26 protein-coding genes are annotated in these 26,117 nt (G+C 71.6%); 13 read left to right on the forward strand and 13 right to left on the reverse strand.

From position 1 onward, the window contains the following. The first annotated feature begins 32 nt into the window (after positions 1 to 32). A complete protein-coding gene (locus RM812_RS08630; protein WP_311571801.1) occupies positions 33 to 272 on the forward strand; it encodes an SCO4848 family membrane protein in 240 nt (79 codons plus the stop codon). 36 nt (positions 273 to 308) lie between these two features. Next, on the forward strand, positions 309 to 1,688 hold the full coding sequence (locus tag RM812_RS08635) for a metallophosphoesterase (RefSeq protein ID WP_311571802.1): 1,380 nt from the start codon (positions 309 to 311) through the stop codon (positions 1,686 to 1,688). Here the strand turns inward: RM812_RS08635 and RM812_RS08640 are convergent. The 10 genes from RM812_RS08640 to RM812_RS08685 all read right to left on the reverse strand — a co-directional run bounded on the left by RM812_RS08640 (position 1,679) and on the right by RM812_RS08685 (position 8,807). After that, the gene (locus tag RM812_RS08640) at positions 1,679 to 2,425 is read right to left on the reverse strand and encodes a TetR/AcrR family transcriptional regulator (RefSeq protein ID WP_311571803.1); all 747 of its coding nucleotides are present in this window, start codon (positions 2,423 to 2,425) and stop codon (positions 1,679 to 1,681) included. The genes RM812_RS08635 and RM812_RS08640 overlap by 10 nt on opposite strands. Before the next feature lie 11 nt (positions 2,426 to 2,436). Further along, positions 2,437 to 2,922: a thiol-disulfide oxidoreductase DCC family protein gene (locus RM812_RS08645; RefSeq protein WP_311571804.1), complete on the reverse strand. Its 486-nt coding sequence runs from the start codon at positions 2,920 to 2,922 to the stop codon at positions 2,437 to 2,439. 4 nt (positions 2,923 to 2,926) lie between these two features. Next, positions 2,927 to 3,334 carry a hypothetical protein gene (locus RM812_RS08650; protein WP_311571805.1) on the reverse strand — a complete coding sequence of 136 codons (408 nt, stop codon included), beginning with the start codon at positions 3,332 to 3,334 and terminating at the stop codon, positions 2,927 to 2,929. Between the two features lie 109 nt (positions 3,335 to 3,443). Then, positions 3,444 to 3,854, reverse strand: a complete 411-nt coding sequence (locus RM812_RS08655; RefSeq protein WP_311571806.1) for a VOC family protein — start codon at positions 3,852 to 3,854, stop codon at positions 3,444 to 3,446. Positions 3,855 to 3,895: 41 nt separating this feature from the next. Beyond that, complete coding sequence (locus tag RM812_RS08660; protein ID WP_311571807.1) at positions 3,896 to 4,516, reverse strand: Uma2 family endonuclease; 621 nt, start codon at positions 4,514 to 4,516, stop codon at positions 3,896 to 3,898. A gap of 165 nt (positions 4,517 to 4,681) precedes the next feature. Further along, complete coding sequence (locus RM812_RS08665; RefSeq protein WP_311571808.1) at positions 4,682 to 5,455, reverse strand: succinate dehydrogenase iron-sulfur subunit; 774 nt, start codon at positions 5,453 to 5,455, stop codon at positions 4,682 to 4,684. Then, positions 5,455 to 7,209: a succinate dehydrogenase flavoprotein subunit gene (sdhA, locus tag RM812_RS08670; protein ID WP_311571809.1), complete on the reverse strand. Its 1,755-nt coding sequence runs from the start codon at positions 7,207 to 7,209 to the stop codon at positions 5,455 to 5,457. Before sdhA ends, RM812_RS08665 begins: the two co-directional genes overlap by 1 nt. A gap of 19 nt (positions 7,210 to 7,228) precedes the next feature. Then, positions 7,229 to 7,711, reverse strand: coding sequence for a succinate dehydrogenase hydrophobic membrane anchor subunit (locus tag RM812_RS08675; RefSeq protein WP_311571810.1), 483 nt, complete (start codon positions 7,709 to 7,711; stop codon positions 7,229 to 7,231). A gap of 5 nt (positions 7,712 to 7,716) precedes the next feature. Continuing rightward, the gene (gene sdhC / locus RM812_RS08680) at positions 7,717 to 8,097 is read right to left on the reverse strand and encodes a succinate dehydrogenase, cytochrome b556 subunit (RefSeq protein ID WP_217144636.1); all 381 of its coding nucleotides are present in this window, start codon (positions 8,095 to 8,097) and stop codon (positions 7,717 to 7,719) included. A 194-nt stretch (positions 8,098 to 8,291) separates the two neighbouring features. Then, the gene (locus tag RM812_RS08685; protein ID WP_394816431.1) at positions 8,292 to 8,807 is read right to left on the reverse strand and encodes a 2-oxo-4-hydroxy-4-carboxy-5-ureidoimidazoline decarboxylase; all 516 of its coding nucleotides are present in this window, start codon (positions 8,805 to 8,807) and stop codon (positions 8,292 to 8,294) included. A gap of 269 nt (positions 8,808 to 9,076) precedes the next feature. Between RM812_RS08685 and RM812_RS08690 the strand changes: the two genes are divergently transcribed. From RM812_RS08690 to RM812_RS08705, 4 genes are all read left to right on the forward strand, one after another. Continuing rightward, positions 9,077 to 10,651 (forward strand): beta-N-acetylhexosaminidase, encoded by a 1,575-nt coding sequence (locus RM812_RS08690; protein WP_311571812.1) that lies wholly within the window; start codon positions 9,077 to 9,079, stop codon positions 10,649 to 10,651. A 116-nt stretch (positions 10,652 to 10,767) separates the two neighbouring features. Continuing rightward, positions 10,768 to 11,313 (forward strand): hypothetical protein, encoded by a 546-nt coding sequence (locus RM812_RS08695; protein ID WP_311571813.1) that lies wholly within the window; start codon positions 10,768 to 10,770, stop codon positions 11,311 to 11,313. Between the two features lie 402 nt (positions 11,314 to 11,715). After that, entirely contained in the window at positions 11,716 to 12,378 is a 663-nt protein-coding gene (locus RM812_RS08700) for an RNA polymerase sigma factor (RefSeq protein ID WP_311571814.1), read from the forward strand. After that, complete coding sequence (locus tag RM812_RS08705; protein ID WP_311571815.1) at positions 12,378 to 13,547, forward strand: hypothetical protein; 1,170 nt, start codon at positions 12,378 to 12,380, stop codon at positions 13,545 to 13,547. The genes RM812_RS08700 and RM812_RS08705 overlap by 1 nt, the downstream gene beginning before the upstream one ends. Before the next feature lie 201 nt (positions 13,548 to 13,748). On the opposite strand, the gene RM812_RS08710 is transcribed toward RM812_RS08705, so the two are convergent. Next, positions 13,749 to 14,594, reverse strand: coding sequence for a L,D-transpeptidase family protein (locus RM812_RS08710; RefSeq protein ID WP_311571816.1), 846 nt, complete (start codon positions 14,592 to 14,594; stop codon positions 13,749 to 13,751). Between the two features lie 265 nt (positions 14,595 to 14,859). On the opposite strand from RM812_RS08710, the gene RM812_RS08715 reads away from it, so the two are divergent. Both RM812_RS08715 and RM812_RS08720 read left to right on the forward strand, forming a co-directional pair. Then, a complete protein-coding gene (locus RM812_RS08715) occupies positions 14,860 to 16,458 on the forward strand; it encodes an acyl-CoA mutase large subunit family protein (RefSeq protein WP_311571817.1) in 1,599 nt (532 codons plus the stop codon). A gap of 108 nt (positions 16,459 to 16,566) precedes the next feature. Next, positions 16,567 to 17,139 (forward strand): Uma2 family endonuclease, encoded by a 573-nt coding sequence (locus tag RM812_RS08720; protein WP_311571867.1) that lies wholly within the window; start codon positions 16,567 to 16,569, stop codon positions 17,137 to 17,139. 25 nt (positions 17,140 to 17,164) lie between these two features. Here RM812_RS08720 and RM812_RS08725 read toward each other — a convergent pair whose 3' ends face one another. Continuing rightward, a complete protein-coding gene (locus tag RM812_RS08725) occupies positions 17,165 to 18,577 on the reverse strand; it encodes an FAD-dependent oxidoreductase (protein WP_311571818.1) in 1,413 nt (470 codons plus the stop codon). 80 nt (positions 18,578 to 18,657) lie between these two features. On the opposite strand from RM812_RS08725, the gene RM812_RS08730 reads away from it, so the two are divergent. Further along, positions 18,658 to 19,308: a TetR/AcrR family transcriptional regulator gene (locus tag RM812_RS08730; protein WP_311571819.1), complete on the forward strand. Its 651-nt coding sequence runs from the start codon at positions 18,658 to 18,660 to the stop codon at positions 19,306 to 19,308. Here the strand turns inward: RM812_RS08730 and RM812_RS08735 are convergent. Continuing rightward, positions 19,293 to 20,303: a class I SAM-dependent methyltransferase gene (locus RM812_RS08735; protein ID WP_311571820.1), complete on the reverse strand. Its 1,011-nt coding sequence runs from the start codon at positions 20,301 to 20,303 to the stop codon at positions 19,293 to 19,295. The two genes, RM812_RS08730 and RM812_RS08735, sit on opposite strands and share 16 nt — an antisense overlap. A gap of 193 nt (positions 20,304 to 20,496) precedes the next feature. On the opposite strand from RM812_RS08735, the gene RM812_RS08740 reads away from it, so the two are divergent. The 4 genes from RM812_RS08740 to RM812_RS08755 all read left to right on the forward strand — a co-directional run bounded on the left by RM812_RS08740 (position 20,497) and on the right by RM812_RS08755 (position 26,076). Next, positions 20,497 to 21,726 (forward strand): trypsin-like serine protease, encoded by a 1,230-nt coding sequence (locus tag RM812_RS08740; protein WP_311571821.1) that lies wholly within the window; start codon positions 20,497 to 20,499, stop codon positions 21,724 to 21,726. A 271-nt stretch (positions 21,727 to 21,997) separates the two neighbouring features. Continuing rightward, positions 21,998 to 24,724 carry a YfhO family protein gene (locus RM812_RS08745; protein ID WP_311571822.1) on the forward strand — a complete coding sequence of 909 codons (2,727 nt, stop codon included), beginning with the start codon at positions 21,998 to 22,000 and terminating at the stop codon, positions 24,722 to 24,724. Positions 24,725 to 24,742: 18 nt separating this feature from the next. Continuing rightward, complete coding sequence (locus RM812_RS08750; protein ID WP_311571823.1) at positions 24,743 to 25,693, forward strand: glycosyltransferase family 2 protein; 951 nt, start codon at positions 24,743 to 24,745, stop codon at positions 25,691 to 25,693. After that, a complete protein-coding gene (locus tag RM812_RS08755; protein ID WP_311571824.1) occupies positions 25,693 to 26,076 on the forward strand; it encodes a GtrA family protein in 384 nt (127 codons plus the stop codon). The genes RM812_RS08750 and RM812_RS08755 overlap by 1 nt, the downstream gene beginning before the upstream one ends. The last annotated feature ends 41 nt before the right edge of the window (positions 26,077 to 26,117 follow it).

A 26,117-nucleotide genomic window follows, 5' to 3' on the forward strand; every position in this document is an offset into this window, starting at 1 on the left:
GGACACGGCGATGCGAGGAAAGGTCCGTTCTTGTGAAGCTCAGCCGCCCCGTTTCCTGGTTCCTGCTCGTTTTCGGGGTGTGGAGCTGGATCATCTGGATCACTTTCGTCAAAAATCTGATCAAGGACAGCAGCGGGCTCGCCTTCGAGGACGGCGACCCGACGGCGTACTTCTGGGTGCACCTGCTGCTCGCCGTCGTCTCTTTCGTACTGGGGACGGTCATCGGGGTCATCGGGTTGCGCGGACTGCGCGCACTGCGCCGAAGGTCATAGGCGTCGCGGACGCCACAACTGAGGGGATACGACGGCATGGTGGTCGTCTTCGCGCTCGTCGCGCTGGCCGTGGTGGGCGTGGTGGTCGCGGCGAACTGGTACGTGTGGCGCCGGCTCTTCCGCGACACGACCCGGGGTCCGGGCCCCGTGCGCCGCATCGGCGCGGTGGTGATCGCCGGAGGCTGGGCGCTGGCGGTGGGCGCGCTGGTCGCCGAACGCACGGGCGCCCCCTTCTGGCTCCAGCGGGTTCTGGCCTGGCCGGGTTTCCTGTGGCTGGCGCTGTCGATCTACCTGCTGCTGGCGGTGCTGGCGGGCGAGGTCGTACGTCCGCTGCTGCGGCGGCTGCTGGAGCGCCGGGCGGCCGCGCGGCAGGCGCGGGCGGAGCCGCTGGTGACCCGGGCCGCGGACCCGGAGCGCATACCCGCCGGAACGGCCCCACCCAGGGCGCCTGAGGCACCTGGGGCAGCGGAGGCGCTGGGGACTGCCGAGGCTCCTGGGACCCGCGAGGCCCCTGAGGCGCCCGTCCCCCCTGGAGCCGCCACCCCCGGGGCCACCACCCCCGGCGCCACGCCCGCGAGCCCCCTGGCGGTGCCCTCCCGCCGCCTGTTCGTCTCCCGCGTCGTCGCCGGGGCCGCCGCCGCGGCGGCCGTCGGAACGGTCGGCTACGGCACGTACGGCGTCCTGAGCGGACCGCGGGTGAAGCGGGTGACCGTGCCGCTGGCCAAGCTCCCGCGCGCGGCGCACGGATTCCGCATCGCCGTGGTCAGCGACATCCACCTCGGTCCGGTGCTCGGCCGGGGCTTCGCGCAGCAGGTCGTCGACACGATCAACTCCACGCAGCCCGACCTCGTCGCGGTCGTCGGCGACCTGGTGGACGGCAGCGTGAAGGACCTCGGCCCGGCGGCGGCCCCGCTCGCGCAGCTCAGGGCCCGGCACGGCGCGTACTTCGTCACCGGCAACCACGAGTACTTCTCCGGCGCCGAGCAGTGGGTCGCGGAGGTACGGCGGCTCGGCCTGCTCCCGCTGGAGAACGCCCGCACCGAGCTGCCCCACTTCGACCTCGCCGGTGTCAACGACGTGGCGGGCGAGGACGAGGGACAGGGCCCCGACTACGTCCGTGCCCTCGGCGACCGGGACCGGTCCCGCGCGTGCGTGCTGCTCGCCCACCAGCCGGTGCAGATCCACGACGCCGTCGACCACGGCGTCGACCTCCAGCTCTCCGGCCACACCCACGGCGGCCAGCTCTGGCCGGGCAACCTCATCGCGGGCGCCGCCAACCCGACGCTGGCCGGCCTGGAACGCTACGGCGACACCCAGCTCTACGTCAGCCGCGGCGCGGGCGCCTGGGGCCCGCCCACCCGTGTGGGGGCGCCCTCGGACATCACGGTGATCGAGCTGGCGTCCCGTCAGGCCTGATCGGCGGCCTTCCCGGCCGCCGGGTCGGGAAGCGCCTTCGTCATCCCGGGCAGGAAGTCCGTGAACAGCTCGTGCACCTCGCGCACCAGCGGGCGCAGCACCCGGAAGCGTGCCAGTACGACGCCCCGCGCGGTGAGCCGGGCGCCGCGTTCGGCGAGGCGGTAGCTGCGCTCGCGGCCCTTGGTGCGGTCGAAGATCCAGTACAGGACGAGCCCCATCTGGGAGAGCCACATCAACTCGGGCAGGATGTCCCGCAGTTCCTCCGGCACCTTGGTCTTCGCGCCGGCCAGCACCGACCGGTGGATGCCGATGGCCTCCACGCGCGCGTGCTCCGACTCCGGGGAGAACGGGCTGAGCGGGCTGTCCGGATCGGCGGCGTTCTTGAAGAACTGCACCGCGAACTCGTGGTACGGCGTCGCGATGTCCAGCCAGACCTTCAGCACGCCCGCCAGCCGCGCCTCCAGGTCGGTCTCCCGGGCCAGGACCTCCCGGACCGCCGCCCGGTGCTCGGCCGCGATCCGGTCGTAGAAGCCCTGGATCAGGTGCTCCTTGCCGGCGAAGTAGTAGTACGCGTTGCCGACGGAGACCCCGGCCTCCTGGGCGATGGCCCGCATCGTCGTCCGGTCGTAGCCGCGTTCCTGGAAGAGCCGCATGGCCGTCTCCAGGATCAGCGCGCGGGTCTGTTCGGACTTGCTGAGGGGGGCACCGTCGTCGGGGCCGTCGTTCGTCGCAGGCACAGGAGCAGAGCCTAGTCAGTGGCGCAGGCGCCGTCGTCACAGCCGGGCCCCCGGTACGTCCAGCCGAGGCCCGGCTCGTACACCCAGCCGTCCGCGCGCCGGTAGCCGTTGCCGCCCCACCGCTGCTGCCCGCCCCGCCACTTCGCGGCGGCCAGGACGGCCCCCCGGGCCAGCCTGGCCCCGGCGGGGGTGCTGAGCCGGTGCGCGAGCGGACGGTGCTCGCGCAGCGCCCACAGGACGACGATCCAGGCGGCGGCGCCCCGGTAGACCTGGCCGCCGTCACCGACGGCGGTGACCTCCTCCAGGGAGGTGGCGTGGTCGAGTGCGGGGAACCGCCGCCGGGCCTCGTCCGACCCGGCCGGGACCAGCTCCAGCGGTACCAGCCGCGGCTGGCGCAGCAGCCAGTCCCGTACGTGGGTGCACAGGGCGCACTCGGCGTCGTAGAGGACGGTGAGCCGGCGCAGCGGGGCGCCGGCCGTCGCGGGAGCGGACGCCATCGGCTCAGGCCCCGGCCGTCGGGGCCACCCAGCCCTGCGGCGGGACCGGCGGCACCTGCTCCCGCTCCATCATGCCGCGCCGCCGGATCTTGTTGAGCACGTACACGTTGCCCAGGTGCATCACGCCGAGCACCAGGAGCACCACGCCGAGCTTGGTCGAGAGCGCCTCGAAGATGCCGCGGGTGTCGGTGACGGTCTCGTCGTCGCTCAGGTAGAGGGCGACGAAGCCGAGGTTGACGAGGTAGAAGCCGACCACCAGGAGGTGGTTGACGGCGTCGGCGAGCTTCTCGTTGCCGTGCAGGACGTCGGCGAGGAAGACCCGCCCGTTGCGGCTGAGCGTGCGGGCCACCCAGACGGTCAGGCCGATGCTGACGACCAGGTAGATGACGTAGGCGATGACGGTGCGGTCCATGCCCCACCCCTTCTTGAACGCGTTCAAAACGCTGACAGGGCTGACTGTAGACCTGCTTTTGAACGTGTTCAACTCAAGGTCGGAGTGGTCCGCGTCACGCGACCGGCGGTCAGGGCCGGCGGCCGAGCTCCGGACGCTTGGAGTAGTCGGTGAGGCCGATGACGTTGCCCCACGGGTCGGCGAACTCGACGGTCCAGCCGGTGGCCACGGGGAACGGCTCGTCGAGCGGCGGTACCCCCGCGTCGCGCAGCGTCCGGGCCGCCTTGCGGGCGTCGGTCACCTCCAGCCACACCCGTGCGGAGGGCCACAAAGGGGGCTGGCGCCCGAACTCCTCCTCCACCCGCAGCAGGAGGCCGGGGGTCTCGCCCCCCACTTTCAGCAGCGCGATGCCGGCCTCGTCGAGCCGGTAGGCGACCGGGAAGCCGGCCCGTTCGTAGAAGCCGACGGCCTCCGTGAGGTCCCCGACCGGAAGCAGCACGTTGTCGAACCCGAGCAGTTCGTACGACTCGTCATCTGACATGGCGTCAGGCTAGGACGGTCATCGCCCGGAACGGCTGATTGTCAGCCCGCGTCGGGCGCGGTCTTCGGCCGTCCGGCGGCAAGGATCTCGGCGACGTCCAGGGTGACCTCGGCGCCGAGGGAGTCGGGGAGGGTGACGGTCTCGCCGGGGGAGTGGACGCGGTGGGTGTAGTAGTCGGCGCAGTCGGGGTCGGTGAGGACGTGGAGGCGCTGGTGCTTGCGGTCGACGATCACGTAGACGGGGACCATGGCGGCGGCGTAGGCGGTGACCTTGGTCCTGAGGTCGTTCTTCCAGTTGCTGGAGGTGACCTCCAGGACGAGGCGGAAGCAGACCGGGTCGTAGCAGTTGTTCTCGATGAGGTGGTCTTCGATGTCGGCGTCCACGATCGCCAGGTCCGGGATCGCGTAGTCCTCGGCGTCGGTGGTCAGCCAGAGACCGATGCCCTGGTGCACTTCGGTTTCGCCGTCGTCAAGGCCCGCCGCGATGAACGGGCGCATGAGTTTGGTCAGGGCACGCGAGTGCGGGACGTCCGGAGGCGGGGTCACGAGGAGCTGGCCTCCGATGATCTCGACGCGGTAGCCCGGATTGCGGTCCATGAGACGGTTCGCCTCCGCGATCAGCGGACGTTCGCCGTGGGGCAGCTCGACGGATGCTGCGGACATCGCGTGCCTCCTAGGGGCCGGTGTCGAGACCATCATCGTAGGGCGGAGGGCGCCCTCATGTCCGTCGCGGCGGCGTTCACCCGATGGTGTGGCATATGCCAGAGGGCCCCGTCTCCAGCGGAAACGGGGCCCTCGCGGACGTACGGCGTCGTAAGCCGACGGACGTCAGAAGCGGCGCGTGATCAGCGCCCGCTTCACCTCCGCGATCGCCTTGGTGACCTCGATGCCGCGCGGGCAGGCGTCCGTGCAGTTGAAGGTCGTGCGGCAGCGCCAGACGCCGTCGCGGTCGTTGAGGATCTCCAGCCGCTGCTCGCCGGCCTCGTCGCGCGAGTCGAAGATGAAGCGGTGGGCGTTGACGATGGCCGCCGGGCCGAAGTACTGCCCGTCGTTCCAGAACACCGGGCACGACGAGGTGCAGGCGGCGCACAGGATGCACTTCGTGGTGTCGTCGAAGCGCTCGCGGTCCTCGGCGGACTGGAGGCGCTCACGCGTCGGCTCGTTGGTGTCCTTCGTGATCAGGAAGGGCATCACGTCCCGGTACGCCTGGAAGAACGGCTCCATGTCGACGACCAGGTCCTTGAGGACCGTCAGGCCCTTGATGGCCTCGACCGTGATCGGCTTCTCGGGGCTGATGTCCTTGATCAGCGTCTTGCAGGCCAGCCGGTTCTTGCCGTTGATCCGCATGGCGTCCGACCCGCAGATGCCGTGCGCGCAGGAACGGCGGAAGGTGAGGCTTCCGTCGAGGTCCCACTTGATCTTGTGCAGCGCGTCGAGGACACGCTCCTTCGGGTCGATCTCCAGCTGGAAGTCTTCCCAGGTCGCCTCGGCCGAGACCTCCGGGTTGAACCGCCGGACGCGGAAGGTGACCGTGATGTACGGGGAGTCGGCGAAACCGGGCTCGGGGGCCTTGTCGCTCTTCTCCATGACAGGGGTAGCCATCAGTACTTACGCTCCATCGGCTGGTAGCGGGTCTGGACGACCGGCTTGTAGTCGAGCCGGATGGACTCGGCGCCGTCGTCGCCCACCTCGCGGTACGCCATGGTGTGGCGCATGAAGTTGACGTCGTCGCGGTTGGGGTAGTCCTCGCGGTAGTGACCGCCGCGCGACTCCTTGCGGGCGAGCGCGGACACCGCCATGACCTCGGCGAGGTCGAGCAGGTTGCCCAGCTCGACGGCCTCCAGGAGGTCGGTGTTGAACCGCCGGCCCTTGTCCTGGATCGCCACGTTCTTGTAGCGGGCGCGCAGCTCGGCGATCTTCTCGACGGCCGTCTTGATCGTCTGCTCGGTGCGGAACACCATGACGTTGGCGTCCATGCACTCCTGCAGCTCGCGGCGGAGCGTCGCCACCCGCTCGGTGCCGGTGGAGTCGCGCAGCCGCTCGATCTGCTCGACGACCAGGGACTCCGGGTTCTCCGGCAGCTCGACGAAGTCCGCCTTCTGCGCGTACTCCGCGGCGGCGATGCCGGCCCGCTTGCCGAAGACGTTGATGTCCAGCAGCGAGTTGGTGCCCAGACGGTTGGCGCCGTGCACGGACACGCAGGCGACCTCGCCGGCCGCGTACAGGCCCGGGACGACGGTGGTGTTGTCCGCCAGGACCTCACCCTCGACGTTGGTCGGGATGCCGCCCATCGCGTAGTGCGCGGTGGGCTGGATCGGGATCGGGTCCGTGTAGGGCTCGATGCCGAGGTAGGTGCGTGCGAACTCCGTGATGTCCGGGAGCTTCGCGTCGAGCTGCTCCGGCGGGAGGTGGGTCAGGTCCAGGTAGACGTGGTCGCCCTCGGGACCGCAGCCGCGGCCCTCGCGGATCTCCGTGTAGATGGAGCGGGAGACGACGTCACGGGACGCGAGGTCCTTCATGACCGGCGCGTACTTCTCCATGAAGCGCTCGCCGTCCTTGTTGCGGAGGATGCCGCCCTCACCGCGGGCGCCCTCCGTCAGCAGGATGCCCATTCGCCAGATGCCGGTCGGGTGGAACTGGAAGAACTCCATGTCCTCCAGCGGCAGCCCGCGCCGGTACACGGCCGCCTGGCCGTCACCGGTGAGCGTGTGCGCGTTCGACGTCACCTTGAAGAACTTGCCGGTGCCGCCGGAGGCGTAGATCACGGACTTCGCCTGGAAGATGTGGATCTCGCCGGTCGCCAGCTCGTAGGCCACCACGCCGGCCGACTTCTTGACGCCGTCGACCTCGGTGATCAGCTGGTCCAGGACGTAGAACTCGTTGAAGAACTCCACGCCCTCCTTGACGCAGTTCTGGTACAGCGTCTGGAGGATCATGTGGCCGGTGCGGTCGGCCGCGTAGCAGGAGCGGCGGACCGGGGCCTCGCCGTGATTGCGGGAGTGGCCGCCGAAGCGGCGCTGGTCGATGGTGCCGTTCGGGGTCCGGTTGAACGGCAGGCCCATCTTCTCCAGGTCGAGGACCGAGTCGATGGCCTCCTTCGCCAGGATCTCGGCGGCGTCCTGGTCGACCAGGTAGTCACCGCCCTTGACCGTGTCGAAGGTGTGCCACTCCCAGTTGTCCTCCTCCACGTTGGCGAGCGCGGCGGCCATGCCGCCCTGCGCCGCGCCCGTGTGGGAGCGGGTGGGGTAGAGCTTCGTCAGGACGGCCGTGCGGCTGCGCTTGGTCGCCTCGATGGCGGCCCGCATACCGGCGCCACCGGCGCCGACGATGACGGTGTCGTACTTGTGTACCTTCATGATTTTCGCAGCCCCGTGCCTAGCGGATGTTCGGGTCGAAGGTGAAGATCACCAGCGTGCCCAGCAGGATGGTGAACACCGTGGCGGTGTAGAGCAGGCCCTTGAGCCACAGGCGGGTGTTCGGGCGCTCCGCGTAGTCGTTGATGACCGTGCGCAGACCGTTCGCGCCGTGCAGCATCGCGAGCCAGAGCATCAGGAGGTCCCAGACCTGCCAGAAGGGCGAGGCCCAGCGGCCCGCCACGAAGGCGAAGCCGATCTTCGAGACGCCGCCGTCCAGCACGAGCTGGATGAGCAGGTGCCCGAGGACCAGGACGACCAGCACGACGCCGGACAGGCGCATGAAGAGCCAGGCGGCCATCTCGAAGTTGCCGCGCGTGGACTTCGGGGACTTCTTGGTGCGCTTGCGGGGCGGCTCGATCAGCGGCGCCGGGTTGTCGACCGTGTAGAGGGAGGCGCCTTCGACGGGGCCGATCCCGGTGGCGGGGGATTCAGTCGTGGACATTGGCGTCAGCTCCCGAACAGTTCACGAGCGGCGTGGCCGAGGACGGGGTAGATCGCCCCGATCATCAGCACGACCCACAGGGCGACGACGGTCCAGAGCATCTGCTTCTGGTAGCGGGCGCCCTTGACCCAGAAGTCGACGGCGATGACGCGCAGACCGTTGAGCGCGTGGAAGAGGATGGCGGCGACGAGGCCGTACTCCAGCAGCGCGACGATCGGCGACTTGTACGTGGCCACGACGGTGTCGTAGGCCTCGGGGGACACACGGACGAGCGCGGTGTCCAGCACGTGAACGAACAGGAAGAAGAAAATGAGGACGCCGGTGACTCGATGAGCCACCCAGGACCACATTCCTTCCCGGCCGCGGTACAGCGTTCCAGCCGGCACGGAAATTTCCTCCGGGAGCGGGGATCGGGGCCGCGCCGGCTTTCCTTGTCGGTCGGGCCCGGCCGGGTACGGTCCACCGGCCCCCAGCATGGTAGCGACGGTTGCCTGCGGCGCTTACGGGGGGCCTGCCGTTGTGATCAAACTTGCACTCAAAGGGGCACGGACGGGCTATCGGCGTGCGTGCTTTGCGTTCTTTACGCGCATTGAGGCCCTGCCCCCAGCAGCCGGGTGAGCCGGCCCGTCGCCAGGCGGCGCAGTTCCTCGGAGGCGACCAGCCGTTCCTCGTCCGGATCGTTCGCCAACCGTGACCGGATGCCTTCGAGTACGTGGTCCAGGGCCTCGCTCGCGGGCAGGCCGTCCAGGCAGATGACGAACGCGTGTCCGAACCGGCTCTCGTAGGCCGCGGTGGCCGCGCTCAGGGCCGTGTGGGCCGCCGCGTACGTGTCCTCCGGAAGGGTCGGCAGTGCCTCCGCCGCCAGGGCCTCCGTCAGGCCGACCGGGGACAGGTCGTACGCCGCTTCGTCCGCCGCCGCCAGCAGGGCGGGGAGGTCCGGATAGGGGCGGTGGGCGGTGAGGGGGTGGGCCCAGTCACGGCTGTTCAGGCAGGTCAGGAGGGTCTGTACGGCTTCGTCGGGGGGAGCGGTGTTGAAGTGCTCCAGTGAGGAGGCCGTTACTGATGTGGCGCGGGTGGTTTGCACCGGTACCGGTATGGCCACTCGGCCGGGGAAGTCTGGGAGACGGTGCGCAGGCAGCGTGGATCCTCGTGGGCGTCACGTGTGTGTCGGCAGGGGATTGTGCGAAGAGTGTGCCGTCACGTTATCGAGTGACGGCAGCACGTGTCCGTCCGTTGCCCGAATTTCACCCGAACGGGAGAGTTTCAGAACATGTGGTGGACGCATGATGAAGCTCACGGCTCTAGGTTGGCGCTGTGAGACGGCACGGACGCCGGATTCCGGCACACAACGTGAGGCAGCGGGCCGTGATCGCCGGTACGGCGGTCGCCGCGCTCGGCGTGGGAGTCGGCCTGTGGGCCCCCCACGGCGGGGGTGGCGGGTCGGCGGGCTCGGCGGCCCTGTCCGCCGGCGAGGCGGCCACGCCCCCCACCCCGCCCGGCCCCAGCGGCTCCTACGCCCTGTCCGAGGAGCCGCGCACCATACCCGCCGTACGCGACCACACCCCGGCCCGCGGCCCCGGCTGGGAGCCCGAACGCGGCCACCGCGTCGTCGTCGCCGACCGCGGCCTCGCCGACGAGGGGCGCCTGCTGGCCGGCGAGCTGGGGCTGACGTACGCGGGGGAGAAGGACGACGAGCGGGCCGGCGACGTGCGCCTGGAGGTGAAGGAGGACAAGGGCGCGGACCCGGAGTCGTACAGCATGACCGTGCGCGACGGCCGCGTCGTCGTCAGCGGACCCGCCGAGGCCGGCGTCTACTACGGCACCCGCACCCTCAAGCAGGCGGTGGACGGCGGAGGCACCGCGCCCGAGGGCGTCGTGAAGGACGACCCGGACAAGCCGCGGCGCGGGTTCATGCTCGACATCGCGCGCAAGCACTACGACGCCGACTGGATCAAGGACCGGATACGCGAGCTCGGCGACCTGAAGTTCAACGAGCTGGGCCTGCACTTCTCCGACGACCAGGCCTTCCGCATCGAGTCCGACTCGCACCCGGAGATCGTCTCCGACGACCACCTGACCAAGGCCGAGGTGAAGGAGATCGTCGATCTCGCCGCCTCCCGCCACATCACCGTCGTTCCCGAGATCGACTCGCCCGGCCACCTCGGCGCCGTGATCGCCGCCCACCCCGACCTGCAACTGCGCAACGCCCAGGGCAAGGCCACGCGCGGCGCGATCGACATCTCCAAGCCGGAGGCCGCCCAGATCGTCGACGACCTGCTGAACGAGTACGCCGACCTCTTCCCCGGCTCCCAGTTCCACCTGGGCGCCGACGAGTACCAGGCACTCGTGGTGCCGGACCCCGAGGCCTCCTACCCCGGCCTGGCCGCCGCCGCCCGCAAGGCGTACGGCTCCGACGGCACCGTCGCCGACCTCACGACCGACTGGCTGAACGACCGGGCCAAGACGGTCCAGGCCCACGACCGCACCCCGCGCGCCTGGAACGACGGCTTCTTCAAGAACACGTCCGTCGAACCGCTGAAGGACATCAAGGTCGCCTACTGGACCGGCAAGGAGATCGGCGCCCGCCAGCCGGCGGAGTACCTGCGCGCGGGCCGCGAGGTCCTCAACTACAACGACGAGTTCCTCTACTACGTGCTCGGCGAGCCGCAGACCTTCGTCTACCCGACCGGTGAGCGCATCTACGAGCAGTGGACCCCGCGGGTCCTGCGCGGCACGCAGGCGGTCGACGCCGAGTACGACGACCAGATACTCGGCGGCAGCTTCGCGGTCTGGGGCGACCTGCCGAACGCCCAGACGCAGGCGCAGGTCGCCGACGGCATACGGCTGCCGCTGGCGGCGACGGTCCAGAAGCTGTGGGACCCGGACAAGCCCGAGCTGTCCTGGGCGGACTTCAGGTCGCTGGCGAACCGGCTCGACTGACCCGGGGCACTCACGGGGGCGCCCCCGGGGGCGGATTGCCCGATCCGGCTGCGAACTCCCGTACCGCTGTGGTGATCTGTGGGCGAGCCGAACCGACACGCCGGGGGGACCGGGACATGGGCTACTGGGGGTATCTCGTCGTGGGCCGCGCCGAGCGGCCGCTCGCGGAGCTGGAGGCGCTGTCGGGCGCCACGGGCATGACCCTGCGCCTGTCCGCGCCCGAGGGCTGGCAGGTGTGGGAGTACCCGGGCGGCGACGGAGACGTCGGGAACATGAACGACCTGGCCGGGCAGACCGGCGCGCCCGCGCTGTTCGGATACGTCATGGACAGCGACTGCGTGGTCGTGGAGGCGGCGGCCCCGGAGAGCGGGGCGTGGACGACCTGTCTGGCGCGGACCGCGATGGCCGGGTACCTGGGCGCCGAGAAGGAGGGGCTCACCCTGGAGGACTACTTCCTCGAGCCCCGCGACGCCGCCGAGCGTGCCGTCGCCTGGGCCGCGGAGGCCGGCCGCGTCGCGAGCGCCGGGGAACTGGCGGAGGTGCTGTCGGCCGATCCCGGCGCCGACCCCGATGCCGGCCCCGACGCCGCTCTCGGCGGCGAGACCGTGGCCGAAGACCTCTTCTTCCGGTTCCTCGCCCGGCTGGGCGTGGTGCCGCGGTGACACTCCCGGGCCGTCGTACGCAGTAGTCGTACGCAGTAAGGAGAAGCGCGGGCTCCGCGTCGGCCGAGGCAACGGCCGGAGCCGCCACCCCCCACAGGAGAGGCCCCGGCCGTCGCGCGGCACGGGCCGCGCGGCGGCCCGTATTTCCTACAGCGCCGGGACTGCGCTTTCTGTCACACCCACCGCGTCACGGGTTAGTTGCATCTTGTACGGCAATGGGACAAGGACATGGACGAGTGGCGGTTTCACGTCGTAACGTGCCATTCGCGCCGACCAGCGGGAGCCCTTTCTCCCGCACCACACCCGCGGTGGACCACCGCGGCCATCCACTGAGGAACCACGACGGCGAGTACCCGGTCCGCGAGAGCGGCGCCGGCTCAGGCGCAAAGAGAGGCGCGTTCGGTGCTGGGGGACGACGCGGAGCTGACCGCCGCGGTACGTGCGGCACAGGGCGGGGACGAGACCGCGTTCCGGACCGTGTACCGCGGCGTGCATCCGCGGCTGCTGGGCTACGTACGGACACTGGTCGGGGATTCCGACGCCGAGGACGTGGCGTCCGAGGCGTGGCTGCAGATCGCCCGCGACCTGGAACGCTTCGACGGCGACGCCGACCGGTTCCGCGGCTGGGCTGCCCGCATCGCCCGCAACCGCGCGCTGGACCACATCCGCATGCGCGGACGCCGGCCCGCGATCGGCGGCGACGAGACGGAGCTGACCGCGAGGCCCGCCGAGTCCGACACGGCGGGCGAGGCGATCGAGGCCCTGGCCACCGACACCACCCTCTCCCTGATCGCCCGGCTGCCCCAGGACCAGGCCGAGGCGGTCGTCCTGCGCGTGGTGGTGGGCCTCGACGCCAAGAGCGCCGCCGAGACGCTGGGCAAGCGGCCCGGCGCCGTCCGCACGGCGGCGCACCGCGGCCTGAAGCGCCTGGCCGAACTGCTCGGCGGCGATCCGGAATCGGGCGGCGGACTCGACGCCCTGCCGCCCCAGCGAGAACCGCGCGGCCGTGCGGTGACGTCCGCGGGTGTGACGCATACGCGTACGCGGACGCAGAGGGACATGTGATGGCCGACGAGCAGGACAGGTGGCTGGACCGCGAAACGGCGGAGCTCTTGCTGCGCGGAGAGTCACCCCGGGCTGTCGACCCCGCGGCCCGCGACCGGGCCGAACGCCTCGCCGCGGTCCTGGGCGCGCTCTCGGCCCCACCCCTGCCGACCAGCGAGGAACTCCCCGGCGAGGCCGCCGCGCTGGCCGCCTTCCGCAAGGTGCGCGCCGAGCGGGCCGATGCCCCGACGGGGCCGCGGGCCGCCCTCGGGCGCAACAGCACGTCACGGTCCTCCGACACCGGGCTGGTCCGCATCGGCCCTCGCGGCGACGCGGCCCGGCGCCCCCGCTGGGGCCGCCCCCTGCGCCTCGGGCTGGTCGCCGCGCTGACCGTCGGCATGGTCGGCGGGGTGGCGGTCGCGGCCGGAACCGGAGTCCTGCCGACGCCGTTCGACGGGGCCGAACCGGACCCCACCGCCACCGTGTCGGCCGCCGCGTCCCCCGACCGCCCGCGCGCCTCGCCCTCACCGCTGGACGGCGTGCACGGCGGAGCGATGCCGGGCGGCACCGGACCCGGCGCGCCCGGCCGGGGCACCGCGCGGGGCGACGCGGGCCACGGCGCCGCCGGGGACCGCGACTCCGGCGAACGGGGGACGGGCGGCTTCGACGGCCGGCGACCGGACCTCGCCGCGTCCTGCCGCGACGCACGGGCCGGCAGGGAGCTCGACGGCACCCGGCGGCGGGTGCTGAAGGACGCGGCCGGGGGCTCGTCACGGGTCGGCGAGTACTGCGCGGACCTCCTCGCCGGGACCGACCCCGCCGCCAAGGGCCGCGGCGGTGGCAGGGGCGGCGGGGAGTCCGGCGAGTCCGGGGAGGCGCCCCGGGGCCGGGGCCAGGGGAAGGACACCGCGAACGACACCGGCGACCGGGACGACAAGGCCGGCCGGGACGGCGGCGACGGAACGGGCGCCAAGGACGGCGGAGACGCACAGGGCGGCAAGGGCGGCAAGGGCGGCACGAAGGGGAACGGCGGCAAGGGTGACAAGGGCGGCACGGACGATGACGAGGACCACCACATAGCCCGGCCCGTCGAGACCCCTCACGGCATCCTCGACCCGCGCGCGCCCTCCGCCTCCGCGCCCCGGCCGCATCCGCCGCATCCCTCGACCCTCGTCGGCGCACCCGCCTGACCTGCGCTTTCGCGGCCGGGAAGGAGTTCTTCGCCAAGGGGTGTGACACTTTCGGCCACCGTGACGCAGTAAGGAGTGAGCCGACTGGTCATCGGCTTCGCACCGAGCCGGGGTTCCCCCCGTACCTACGGCTCGTGCACCCCGGCGCGGGCGGGACACGTTCCCCCTGTCCCGCTCGCGCCCCTCCTCCGCATCGCCGTCTCACCGGTACACGACGACCTTGTCGCCGTTGCTCACCTGCGCGTACAGGTCCGCGATCGCCGCCTCGTCGCGCACGTTGACGCAGCCGTGCGAGGCGCCCGCGTACCCGTGGGCGGCGAAGTCGTACGAGTAGTGCACGGCCTGGCCGCCGCTGAAGAACATCGCGTACGGCATGGCCGAGTCGTAGAGCGTCGAGACGTGGTGGCGGGACTTCCAGTAGACGTGGAACACGCCCTCCCGGGTCGGCGTGTACTGCGAGCCGAACCGCACCGGCATCGTCGACACGGTCCGCCCGTCGATCATCCAGCGCAGCGTCCGGCTCGACTTGCTGATGCACAGCACCCGGCCGGTCAGACAGCGCGGGTCGGGCGCGGCGGCCGGCTGACCGCCCATCAGGTACAGCTCCCACCTGCCCGGCTCACGCGTCATCGCCAGCAGCCGCTGCCAGGTGACGGTGTCGGTCCGGCCCGTCCGGGGCAGCCCGCGCTTGCCCTGGAAGCCGCTCACCGCGCGCTCGGTCAGGTCGTCGTACGTCCCGGTCGGCCCGTCGACGAGCCACTCGACCTGGCGCAGCCGGGCCTGGAGTTCACGTATGTCCCGGCCGGTGTCGCCCCGCGTCCACAGCACCCGGGGCTCGGTACGGGCGGGCGGTGCGCCGGGCGACCGGTCGTCGGCCGGCGTGTTCCCCGGCGGTGTCCGGGTGACGTCCACGCGCACCGGTGGGCGCCCGACGCCGTCGGCGCCCGCGCCCTGCACGGTGCAGCCTCCGGCCGCCAGCACGATCCCCAGGGCGAGGGCGACCGCCCTCCCGGTGCTCCCCGCCGTCCCCGTCTCTGTCGTACGCATCTCGGCCCCCCGTCGTCTCATGGCCCTGCACGGACGTCCCCTGAGATGTTCCCCGCGGATGACGCGCCGCGAACGGCACGGCATCGTTGTGACCGGGACCGCATCGAGGTTGTGAGCAAGGTCCCAGCGCGCGCCCCTGCACCGGGTGCGCGGGCGCCGATACAGTCCGTCGAAGGGTCGGCCTGTACTGGCGAGTAACTGACGGCGAGTAACTGACGGGTAGTTCGAGCAGTTCGAACATGTGCTCAGCGGGAGGCATCACACCATGGCGCGCGAGTCGGGCAGTGCTCGGTCCACCGAGAGCGGACTGCCCATCGAACCGGTCTACGGGCCCGACGCCCAGGAGGGCTGGGACCCGGCCGAGAAGCTGGGCGAACCGGGGAGGTACCCCTTCACCCGGGGCGTGTACCCGACGATGTACACCGGCCGGCCGTGGACGATGCGCCAGTACGCCGGTTTCGGCACGGCGACGGAGTCCAACGCCCGCTACAAGCAGCTCATCGCCAACGGCACCATGGGGCTGTCGGTCGCCTTCGACCTGCCCACCCAGATGGGCCACGACTCCGACGCCCCGATCGCCTCGGGCGAGGTCGGCAAGGTGGGCGTGGCGATCGACTCGATCGACGACATGCGGGTGCTGTTCGGCGGGATCCCGCTGGACAAGGTCTCGACGTCGATGACGATCAACGCCCCCGCCGCCCTGCTGCTCCTGCTCTACCAACTGGTCGCCGAGGAGCAGGGCGTCGCCGCCGACCGGCTCACCGGCACGATCCAGAACGACGTGCTGAAGGAGTACATCGCGCGCGGGACGTACATCTTCCCGCCCAAGCCCTCGCTGCGGCTGATCGCGGACATCTTCAAGTACTGCAAGGCCGAGATCCCGAAGTGGAACACCATCTCGATCTCCGGCTACCACATGGCCGAGGCGGGCGCGTCCCCCGCGCAGGAGATCGCGTTCACCCTCGCCGACGGCATCGAGTACGTGCGTACGGCGGTCGCGGCGGGCATGGACGTCGACGACTTCGCGCCCCGCCTCTCCTTCTTCTTCGTGGCCCGTACGACGATCCTGGAGGAGGTCGCCAAGTTCCGCGCGGCCCGCCGGATCTGGGCCCGGGTGATGAAGGAGGAGTTCGGCGCGGAGAACCCCAAGTCGCTGATGCTGCGCTTCCACACCCAGACGGCGGGCGTGCAGCTGACGGCCCAGCAGCCCGAGGTGAACCTGGTCCGCGTCGCCGTGCAGGGCCTGGGGGCGGTGCTCGGCGGCACCCAGTCGCTGCACACCAACTCCTTCGACGAGGCCATCGCCCTGCCGACCGACAAGTCCGCCCGCCTCGCCCTGCGCACCCAGCAGGTCCTCGCCTACGAGACGGACGTGACGGCGACCGTCGACCCCTTCGCCGGGTCGTACGTCATCGAGAAGATGACCGACGACGTCGAGGCGGCCGCGCTGGAGCTGATGCGCAAGGTCGAGGACCTCGGCGGCGCGGTCGACGCCATCGAGCACGGCTTCCAGAAGAGCGAGATCGAGCGCAGCGCCTACCGCATCGCCCAGGAGACCGACTCCGGCGAGCGGGTCGTGGTCGGCGTCAACCGCTTCCAGCTCGACGCGGAGGAGCCCTACGAGCCCCTCCGCGTCGACCCGGCCATCGAGGCCCAGCAGGCCGAACGGCTCGCGACGCTGCGCGCGGAACGCGACCAGCAGGCCGTGGACCTGGCCCTGGCGGCCCTGAAGAAGGCGGCCGAGGGCGAGGACAACGTCCTGTACCCGATGAAGGACGCCCTGCGCGCCCGCGCGACGGTGGGCGAGGTGTGCAACGCGTTGCGGGAGGTGTGGGGGACGTACGTGCCCTCCGATGCGTTCTGAAGGCGGTCGAGCTGGGGCGTTACCTCGAATGGGTGATCGGGGGCGAACAGCGCACGCTCCTGGTTAGGCTCGTGGAGGTGTTCCCGTAAGGAGGGTGCCGTGGCTGTCATGATGCACGAGTCGTCGCTTGCCGATGCTGCTGACCATCTCTGGGAGGAGCTGCCCGGTCACCGGGTGGAGATCCTCAACGGGAGCATCGTAGTGACACCGCCGCCGGACGGTCCGCACCAGGAGTCGCTGACCTGGCTCATCGAGGAGTTCTCCCGGGTCGGAGCCAGGCACGCGGGGCTCAGATGCCTCGGCGGCATCGGGTTGTGGCTGCCGACGGGTCCCGACGACTACGCGGTGCCCGACTTCTCCGTGGTCGACGACGTCTACAGGGACGCGGCCGTGGAGAAGAACTGCCATGCGCCGCACGTCTTCCGGCTGGTCCTCGAGGTGATCTCCACCAACTGGTCCAATGACACGGCCATCAAGGTGGGGACATACGCCCGGGCAGGCATCCCGGTGTACGTCATCGCCGACCGTCACCACGACGAGGTCCTCCTCTACACCGACCCCGCCGACGGCAAGTATCCCGACCCCCAGCGTTTCAGGCGTGATCAGGAAATCCCCATTCCCGAATCCGTCGGCGTCACTCTCACCCTCTCCGTAGACATCCTCCTCGACGGCGACGACTGACCCGGACGGGGCCCCGGTTCGGGACTCAGGCGCCCAGCCCGTACCGGCCCAGGTAGGCGTCGAGGCCCTCCGGCCTGTCGCCGGCCCAGCCCACGTACCCGTCCGGCCGTACCAGGAACAGTCCCGTCCCGTATGCCCCGTGCGCGCCCCCGCGCACCACCCTCACCGCAGCCCCCACGCCACCGCCGGGCGCGTCGACGCCCAGCGCCAGCAGCGTCCAGTGCGGCCCCCGGAAGGCGTCGAAGAGCCGTATGCCGTCCACCCTCCCGTCGGGCGCGCGGTCACCGGCCCGTACCGCACCCCCGTCGACGGCGCCCCGCGTCTCCACCGTCAGCGACGAGTCCCGGTACCCGATCCCCAGCTGCCGGGTCGCCCCGCCGCGCCGCACCTCGCCGCGGTGGACGGCGGTCGACAGGTCGAGCATCTCCGCGGCGACGGGGCGTCGTTCCTCCTCGTAGCTGTCCAGGAGCGTGGCCGGGGCGCTGCCCGTCAGCACGGAGTCCAGCTTCCAGCCCAGGTTGTAGGCGTCCTGGACGCTGGTGTTCAGCCCCTGGCCGCCCGCGGGTGAGTGCACGTGCGCCGCGTCGCCGGCGATGAAGACCCGGCCCGAGCGGAAACGGTCGGCCAGGGCCGCCCGCGGCCGGAAGTCGGAGGTCCAGCGGACCTCGGTCACGTCCTCGGCGGCGATGTGCGAGCGCTCCGCGACGACCTTGCGGACGCCGTCCGGGGAGGTGTCCACGTACGCGCCCTCCGGGAACCGCGCCATCACCTGGAAGTCCTCCGTGCCGGCCAGGGGGCAGATGGCGAGGAGGTCGTCGCCTTCGCGCGGCGGGAAGACGTGCCAGTTGTCCCGGTCCAGGCCGCTGATCCGGACGTCCGCCACCAGCGTCGGATTCGGGTCGACACTCTCGCCGGTCATGCCGATGCCCAGCGCGCGGCGCACCGCCGACCGGCCGCCGTCCGCCGCGACCAGGTAGCGGGCGCGCACCGTCCCGCCCGAGGAGAGGTGCGCGGTGACGCTCTCGTCGTCCTGCGAGACACCGGCGACCTCGTGGTGGAAGGCGACCGTGCCGCCCAGTTCCGCGAGCCGTGCCGCCAGGATCTCCTGAGTGCGCCACTGCGGCACCATCCACGCCCTGTTGTACGGCGAGTCCTCGCTCGGCTCGGCCGGGTCGAACATGTGGTGCTCGCCGACCCGTTCGCCGTTCTTCCAGATCATGCCGATCGGGTAGGTGCCGCCCGCCGCGTGGATCGCGTCGAGGACTCCCAGGTCGTCGAAGACCTCCATCGTGCGGGGCTGGAAGCCCTTGCCGCGCGAGCCGGGGAACAGTGTCCGCGCGCGCTCCACGACCAGCGCGTCGACGCCGCGCCGGGCCAGGTCGATGCCGAGGGCGAGGCCGGTGGGGCCCGCGCCGACGATCAGAACGTCGGTGTTCATCACCCGTCTCCTTAACGCTGTTAAGTCGCTGTCCGGTCCGAGCATGGCCTTAACGTCGTTAAGCTGTCAAGCTGTCCGTCGTGGGAACGGAACGACGCGCCCCCCTCGACCGCCTGCGGGTCGCGGACACGGCGCTGAAGCTGCTGAACGAGGTGGGCCTGGACGGCCTGACCCTGCGCACCATCGCCAGGGAGCTGGACGTGAAGGCGCCCGCCCTCTACTGGCACTTCAAGGACAAGCAGGCCCTGCTCGACGAGATGGCCACCGAGATGTACCGCCGTATGGTCGCCGGGCTCTCGCTCGACCCGGGCGACACCTGGCGGGAGCGGCTGCTCAAGACCAACCGGGGCCTGCGCGCGGCGCTGCTCGGCTACCGCGACGGCGCGAAGGTGTTCAGCGGCTCACGCTTCACCGGCGTGGAGCACGCCGAGCAGATGGAGGACAACCTCCGCCTGTTCACCGCCGAGGGCCTCAGCCTCGCCCAGGCGGTCCGGGCGACCACGACGGCGTACCTCTTCACCCTCGGCTTCGTCACCGAGGAACAGGGCGTCGAGCCCCTGCCCGGCGAGCGCCGCGAGGGCTTCGACATGGACGAACGCGCCCGCGTGATGGCCGACTACCCGTTGACGGCCGCGGCGGGGGCGGAGATGTTCACGGACTACGAACGGCACTTCGAGGAGGGGCTGGAGCTGGTGATCGCGGGAATCGGGGTGCGCTACGGCCTCGACTGAGCCGCCCCGCGCGCCTTCTCCCGCCGCGCCGCCCGGTACCGGCGCACTGCCCGGGTGACGACCGGCGGCAACAGGTCGAGGGCGAGACGCCGGGCCCGCCCGCGGGGGGACGCCCGCCGTGCGGGGGACGGCCCGGCCTGCCCGCGCTGCTTCACCTGTCCCGGCACCGACGGGGCGTCCGGCGCGGCGTCCGCCCGCGGCGCCCGTGACGGCCTCGCCGCCGCGGACGCCCGGTACCGCGAGGGCGGCAGCGACGGCGGCCGCATGCTCCCGCCCTTGGCCCGGACGCGGACCAGCCGGTGGCCGGCGGCCCACTCCACGCTCACCCCGCAGTCGTCGCGCCCGTTCAGCGCGGCGAGCAGCTCCTCCTGGACGGACTCGGTCTCCCCCCAGGTGCCGTACAGCTTCTGGCTGCTCAGACAGACGGGGCGCAGCCCCCTTTCCAGCACGGCCTCCCAGGCGGCGACGGCGACGCCCGGGGTGTGTTCGGTGCGGAAGTCGTCGAGGACGACGATGCCGTCCGGCCGCAGCAGGTCGCGGGCCGCGCCGATGTCGCCGTGGACGTGCTCGTACAGGTGCGAGGCGTCGATGTGGACGAACCGGCAGGAGCCGGGCGCGACCGTGTCGGTGATGGCGGAGGTGGGGGCCTGGGCGACGGACGGCAGGGTGTCGTGGAAGGAGAGGTAGTTCCGCTCGAAGGCCCGCCGGGTGAGCGTCGAGTACGACCGTGCCGTCTCGGCCCGGTTCGCGTCGTCCGGCGCCTCGGCCCCGAACAGGTCGCAGACCGTCAGGGCCTCGCCGTCCCGCAGGTGGTGCCCCAGCAGGATCGCGCTCTTGCCCAGATAGGCACCCAGTTCGAGCAGGTCGCCGCGGGTGCCCCCGGCCTCCTGCCACTCCAGGAACCAGGAGAAGAGCACCTGGTCCAGCGGCCAGAACCAGCCCGGGACGTCGCCCAGCTCGGCGGGATACTCGTGCGTCTCTTGCGCAGTGGCCATGGAGCGAGGATGCCCCGACGGAGCGTGCGACGCGGTGGGCGCGCGCAATCCCATGGACGGAAGATCACACGAATCGCCCAACGGACCCGGCCGGTACTCCGATTCTTCTGCGGGACGTCTGTCGTTCACCCACAATTCACGGCGATCGTGGAGTTATAGCGGCACCGGACGGAATCAATCTGGGGGGACAAACATGAGAAGAACGACGAGACACGGTGCGTGGTGCGTCGGTGTGCTGGTCGCGGCGGGAACGCTGGTCGCCGGGCCGGCCGAGGCGATCGTGGGTGACCCGGTCGGCGACGGCGGGAAGCCCTACGCCGCGAGAATCGTGATCGGCGACACGGAACGGGCCTGTTCCGGCGCGCTCGTCGAGGCGCGGTGGATCGTCACGGCGGCGAGCTGCTTCGCCGACGATCCGTCCCGGCACGCGTCGGTCCCCGCGGGCCCGCCCACCCGCCCCGCCCGGGTCACCGTCGGACGCACGGACCCGGGCACGACGCCCGGCCAGGTGCGCGACATCGTCGAACTGGTGCCCCGCGCCGATCGGGACCTGGTGCTCGCGCGGCTGTCCTCGCCGGTGTGGGGCATCACTCCGGTGACCCTCGGCACCGAGGCCCCCGTCGTCGGCGAGGAGCTGTCCGTCGTCGGCTACGGACGAACCGCCGACGAGTGGGTGCCCGAACGGCCGCACGCCGGCACGTTCGCCGTCACCGGCACCCGCGGAGCGGAACTGGACGTGGAAGGGCAGGACGGAGCCGCGGTCTGCGAGGGCGACGCGGGCGGCCCGACGGTGCGTCCCGGTGCCGTCGGCGACGAACTCGTGGCGGTGAGCAGCCGTTCCTGGCGGGGCGGGTGCTTCGGGTCCGAGGAGACCCGGCGCGGTGCCGTGCAGACCCGCCTGGACGACATCACGGGCTGGGTCGGCGCCCAGGTCGCCCGCTGGTCCCTGAAGGCCCAGGCCAACGACAAGTACGTGTCCGCCGAGCTGAACCAGACCGGCGCCCAGGAGGGCAGGCTGCGGGCCCGCGCCGACGAGGTGGGGGGCTGGGAGCAGTTCACGCTCCACACCCGTGACGGCGGCACCACGGTGGCGCTCCGCTCCGCCGCCAACAACTCCTTCGTCACCACCGAGCTGAACCAGACCGGCGCCCACGAGGGGATGCTGCGCGCCCGCAGCGAGACCGTCAACGGGTGGGAGTCCTACACCCTGGTGCCGCAGGGGGACCGGAAGTACGCCCTGCGGTCCACGGCGAACGGCAAGTACGTCGTCACCGAGGCCACCTACACGGGGGACGACGCGGGACTGCTGCGCGCCCGCTCGGACAGCGTCGCCGGCTGGGAGCGCTTCACGCTGGAGCACGCCGACAACTTCCGCGTCACGGACGTCGCCCCGGCGGATCCGGCCCCGCTGCCCCTGAGCTGACCCCGGCCGCGAACCGGATCAGCGGCGAACAAGGTTAACCCCCGCATCGTTTTCGGGACGCATTCCGTTTTCCTTTCGGACGACGGAGTGCGTCCCGAATTACTTCGGCGCGCCCCGAGCGCATTTCTTCATTCACCATTCGTTCTCCGTTCACCGGCGATGGTACGACCACGGGTGAATTCCCCCGGTCTAATCGGTCGAACAAGCGCGCAGGGAGTGACGTCCCCACAAGAGGCGCTGTACGCAACGGTTTTCCTGGGGGCCGTCGAGAATGGATCGCTCAACCCTGCGCGGCAGTCCGCGGCAGGCCGCCGCACTGCTCGCCGCGGCCATCACCGTCACCGCGGTCTGCGCGGCCGACGCCGTCGCCCGCAGCTATCCCTTCGGCCCGCGCACCCGCGCGGTCAACGACCTGGGCAACCAGTACGTGCCGTTCCACGCCCACCTGTGGGACCTGCTGCACGGCCGGTCCGACGGCGGCCTGCTCGTCAACTGGCAGTCCGGGTTCGGCTCCAGCTTCCTGCCCGACCTCGGGACGTATCTGAGCAGCCCGTTCGCCCTGCTCGTGGCCCTGTTCCCGAGGGACGACATCGACCTCGCCGTCTACGCCGTCACCGTCCTGAAGACGGCATGCGCCGGTGCCGCCATGGCCTGGCTGCTGCTCAGGCTGCGCCCCGGCCGCTGGTGGGCGGCGGGGCTGCTGGGCGCCGCCTACGCGCTGTGCGGCTGGTCGCTCGCCGACGCCTCGTACAACCCGATGTGGCTCGACGGCCTCATCGCCCTGCCCCTGCTGTGCCTGGTCGGCGAATGGGCGCTCACCGGACGGCGCCGGGCGCTCGGCGTGCTGATCGTGGCGCTCGCCTGGATCGCCAACTTCTACACCGCGTACATGGCCACCATCGGCGCCGGCCTCGTCCTGCTGCTCCGGCTGTGGCTCTCCGGTCTCCCGCGCCGCCGGGCGCTGGCGGCGGCCGGCCGGGCCACGGTCACCGTCGCCCTGGGCGTCGGCCTGGCCGCACCGCTGGTCACGGTCATCTACTTCGGCACCAAGCACGCCTACCCGGGGCGGGTCACGCACTTCGCGCCGGTCGCCACGGAGGACCTGCTGGCCCGGTTGCTGCCGACAACGTACGGATTCGGCAGCCCGGCGCTCTTCGTCGGCACCACCGCGCTGCTGCTGGCCCTCGCCCTGCCCTTCCACCGGGCGGCCCCCGTACGGGTGCGCGCCGGGTGGAGCCTGCTGGTGGCCGCCGTCACGCTGTCGATGCAGTGGACGCCGACCCATCTGGCCTGGCACGCCTTCAGCACCCCCAACGGCAGCTCCTACCGCCAGACGTTCGTGCTGTGCGCGCTGCTGGTCATCGCGGCCTGGCACACGCTCTCCCACGGCGTGCCCGACCGGCGCGCGCTGGCCGCGGCCACCGCGCTGTTCGCCCTCGTCACCGCCGTCGCGAGCGGGAGCGGCCTGGTGCGCTCCTACACCTGGCCGGTGCTGCTCCTGGCCGTCGTCGGAGCGCTCGGGGGACTGCTCCTGCTGCGCCGCGCGGAAGCCGTCCGGCCCGCCGCGCCCACAGACCCCGACACCGAGCCGGGCGGGGACGCCCGCGCCGCCGAGCCGGGCGCCGCGGCCGGCGGTGCGGCCGCGCGCCGCCGCACCGCGCTCGCCGGACTCGCCGTCGCCCTCCTGGTCGGCGCCCAGCTCGGCGAGGCCACCGCCACCTCCGCCGTGGCCGCCCGGCTGCGGCTGAACCACCTGGACGACTACGCGCCCTGGGGAAGCCGGCAGGAGCGGCAGGCGGAGGCCGTCTCCAGGGCCGACGGCTGGCCCGCCTACCGCACCGACCCCGGCCGGGAGCAGACCGTGGGCAACGACCCGATGATGGTGGGCGGCCAGGGCGCCCAGTACTACAGCAGCCTCACCGCGGACGTCCTCAGCCGCACCCTCACCGCCCTCGGCGACGGCTGGACCTCGCGCGGCCGGAACCTGCAGAGCCTGGACAACTCCGTCACCGACGCGATCTTCTCCGTGGGCGCCCGGGTGCACTCCCCGCCGGACCAGCACCAGAGGTGGAACCCCCGCGACCGCAGCCCGGTGACCGTGTCCCGGCAGGACGTACCGCCCCTGGTCACCGTCCGGCCGACCGCCGCGCCCACCGCCCGCACCGGCGTCTCGGCCTTCGGGCCGTCGCCCTACCGCAACCAGGAACTGCTGCTGGGCACCCGCGTCTACACCGTGCCCCCGCTGACCGTGCGCACCGGCGACGGCGGGCAGCCCGACCGGGCGGACGGCGACCGGGGGGACGCGGTGATCGAGGCCTCCCGCGCGAAGGCCGCCGCCGCACACCGGCCGACGATCGCGGCCCAGTGCCCGGCCGGCAGCGAGGTCTACCTCTGGGCGCCGCACTACTCGGGCACCGCCCGCCTCACCGACACCCCGGCCCCCCCGCTGACCGGCCGGTTCACCTCCGACGCCGCCAAGATCGCCGCGATGCAGCGGCTCGGCACGGCCCCGTCATCCGGCCGGGTACGGATCGAGCTGTCACCCACCCGGACCGGCACCGTCCCGGACGGCGCGGTCGGCTGCCTGGACACCGCGCGCCTGCACACCGCCGTCCAGCAGCTCAAGGCCACGGGCGCCGACGAGGTGACCGTCTCCGACGGCACCGTGCGGGCCCAGCTCCCGGCCGGCAGCAAGGGCACCGCCGTGCTCGCCGCCCCCCGGATCGCCGGCTGGCGGTGCGCCGCGGACGGGGCCCCGGCCGCGCCCGCCCGGACGTACTACGGGCTGATCGCCGTCCCCCTGGACGGCTCCGCGACCAGCATCACCTGCACCTTCCACCCGCCCGGCCTGCGGCTGGGCACGGCCGTCGGGGGCGTCTCGCTCCTGACCCTCGTCCTGCTCGGCACCGTCACCGCCGTCCGCGCACGGCGGGCCGCACCCCGACCCACGCTCCGCACCGCCACACGACCGCGTGAGCGCACCACCAGCGCCCTCTGACCGCGCCCCGGAGAAACCATGCTCATCTCGATCGTTGCCCCCTGTTACAACGAGGAAGACGTCATCGAACGCTTCCACGCCGCCGTGCAGAAGGTCGCCGACGACCTGCTGCCGCTCGGCCACGACATGGAGTTCGTCTACGTCGACGACGGCAGCCGCGACCGGACGCTCCCCCTCCTGGAACAGCTCGCCGACCGCGACCCGCGCGTGCGCTACGTCTCCTTCAGCCGCAACTTCGGCAAGGAGGCCGCCCTCCTCGCCGGTCTGCGCCACGCCTCCGGCGACTCGGTGGTGATCATGGACGCCGACCTCCAGCACCCACCGGAACTGGTCGGGCGCATGGTCGAGCTGCACGGCCAGGGCTACGACCAGGTCCTCGCCCGGCGCAGCCGGCGTGGTGACCGGTTCACCCGCACCCTCACCGCCCGCCTGTACTACCGGCTGGTCAACCGGCTCGTCGACGTCGAACTCGTCGACGGCGTGGGCGACTTCCGTCTGCTGTCGCGGCGCGTGGTGGACGCGGTGCTGGCCCTGACCGAGTACAACCGCTTCTCCAAGGGCCTGTTCGCATGGGTCGGCTTCCCCAGCACCACCTTCGAGTACGAGAACGCCATACGCGAGCACGGCCGCAGCTCCTGGACCCTGAAGTCCCTGCTCAACTACGGGCTCGACGGGCTGCTGTCGTTCAACAACAGGCCACTGCGCGCCGCTCTCCACCTCGGCATGGTCCTGCTGATGTGCGCCGGGCTCTACACGGCGTGGATCGTGGGCGCCGCGCTCGTCAACGGCGTGGAGACACCCGGGTATGTCACCATCATCACCGTCGTCACCGCGCTCGCGGGGGTGCAGATGGTGATGCTGGGCGTCGTCGGGGAGTACACCGGCCGGATCTACTACGAGGTCAAGGGGCGCCCGCACTTCCTGGTGAAGGCGACCAACGCGGAACGGACGAAAGACCTCATTCCCTGATGCCTAATGTCATGACCCGTCCGATGCCGAGACAGATCGCGACCTTCGCCCTGGTCGGCGTCGTCAACACCGGCACGTACTACGGTCTGTACCTGTTGTTCCTCATGCGTCTGCCCTATCTCCTGGCGCATGTTCTCGCGTTCCTGCTCAGCATGGCCGGGTCCTTCTTCCTCAACGCGCGCTTCACCTACCGGACCCGGCCGACCTGGCGGAAATTCCTGCTGTTCCCGCTGACGAACGCCGCCAACTTCGTGATCACCACGGTCGGTGTGTACGTGATCGTCGACGTGCTGGACGCCGGGAGCCGGTTCGCCCCCCTGCTCGCCTCCTTCGCGGCGATCCCGGTGACCTTCGTCGTTTCCCGCTGGATCATGCTGCTGTGACCGGGGAAGGACTCCTTCGGTCCCGCCCGACCTCGGCTCAC

Origin of the sequence: Streptomyces lancefieldiae, assembly GCF_031845825.1 — a bacterium.
Lineage (GTDB): Bacteria > Actinomycetota > Actinomycetes > Streptomycetales > Streptomycetaceae > Streptomyces > Streptomyces lancefieldiae.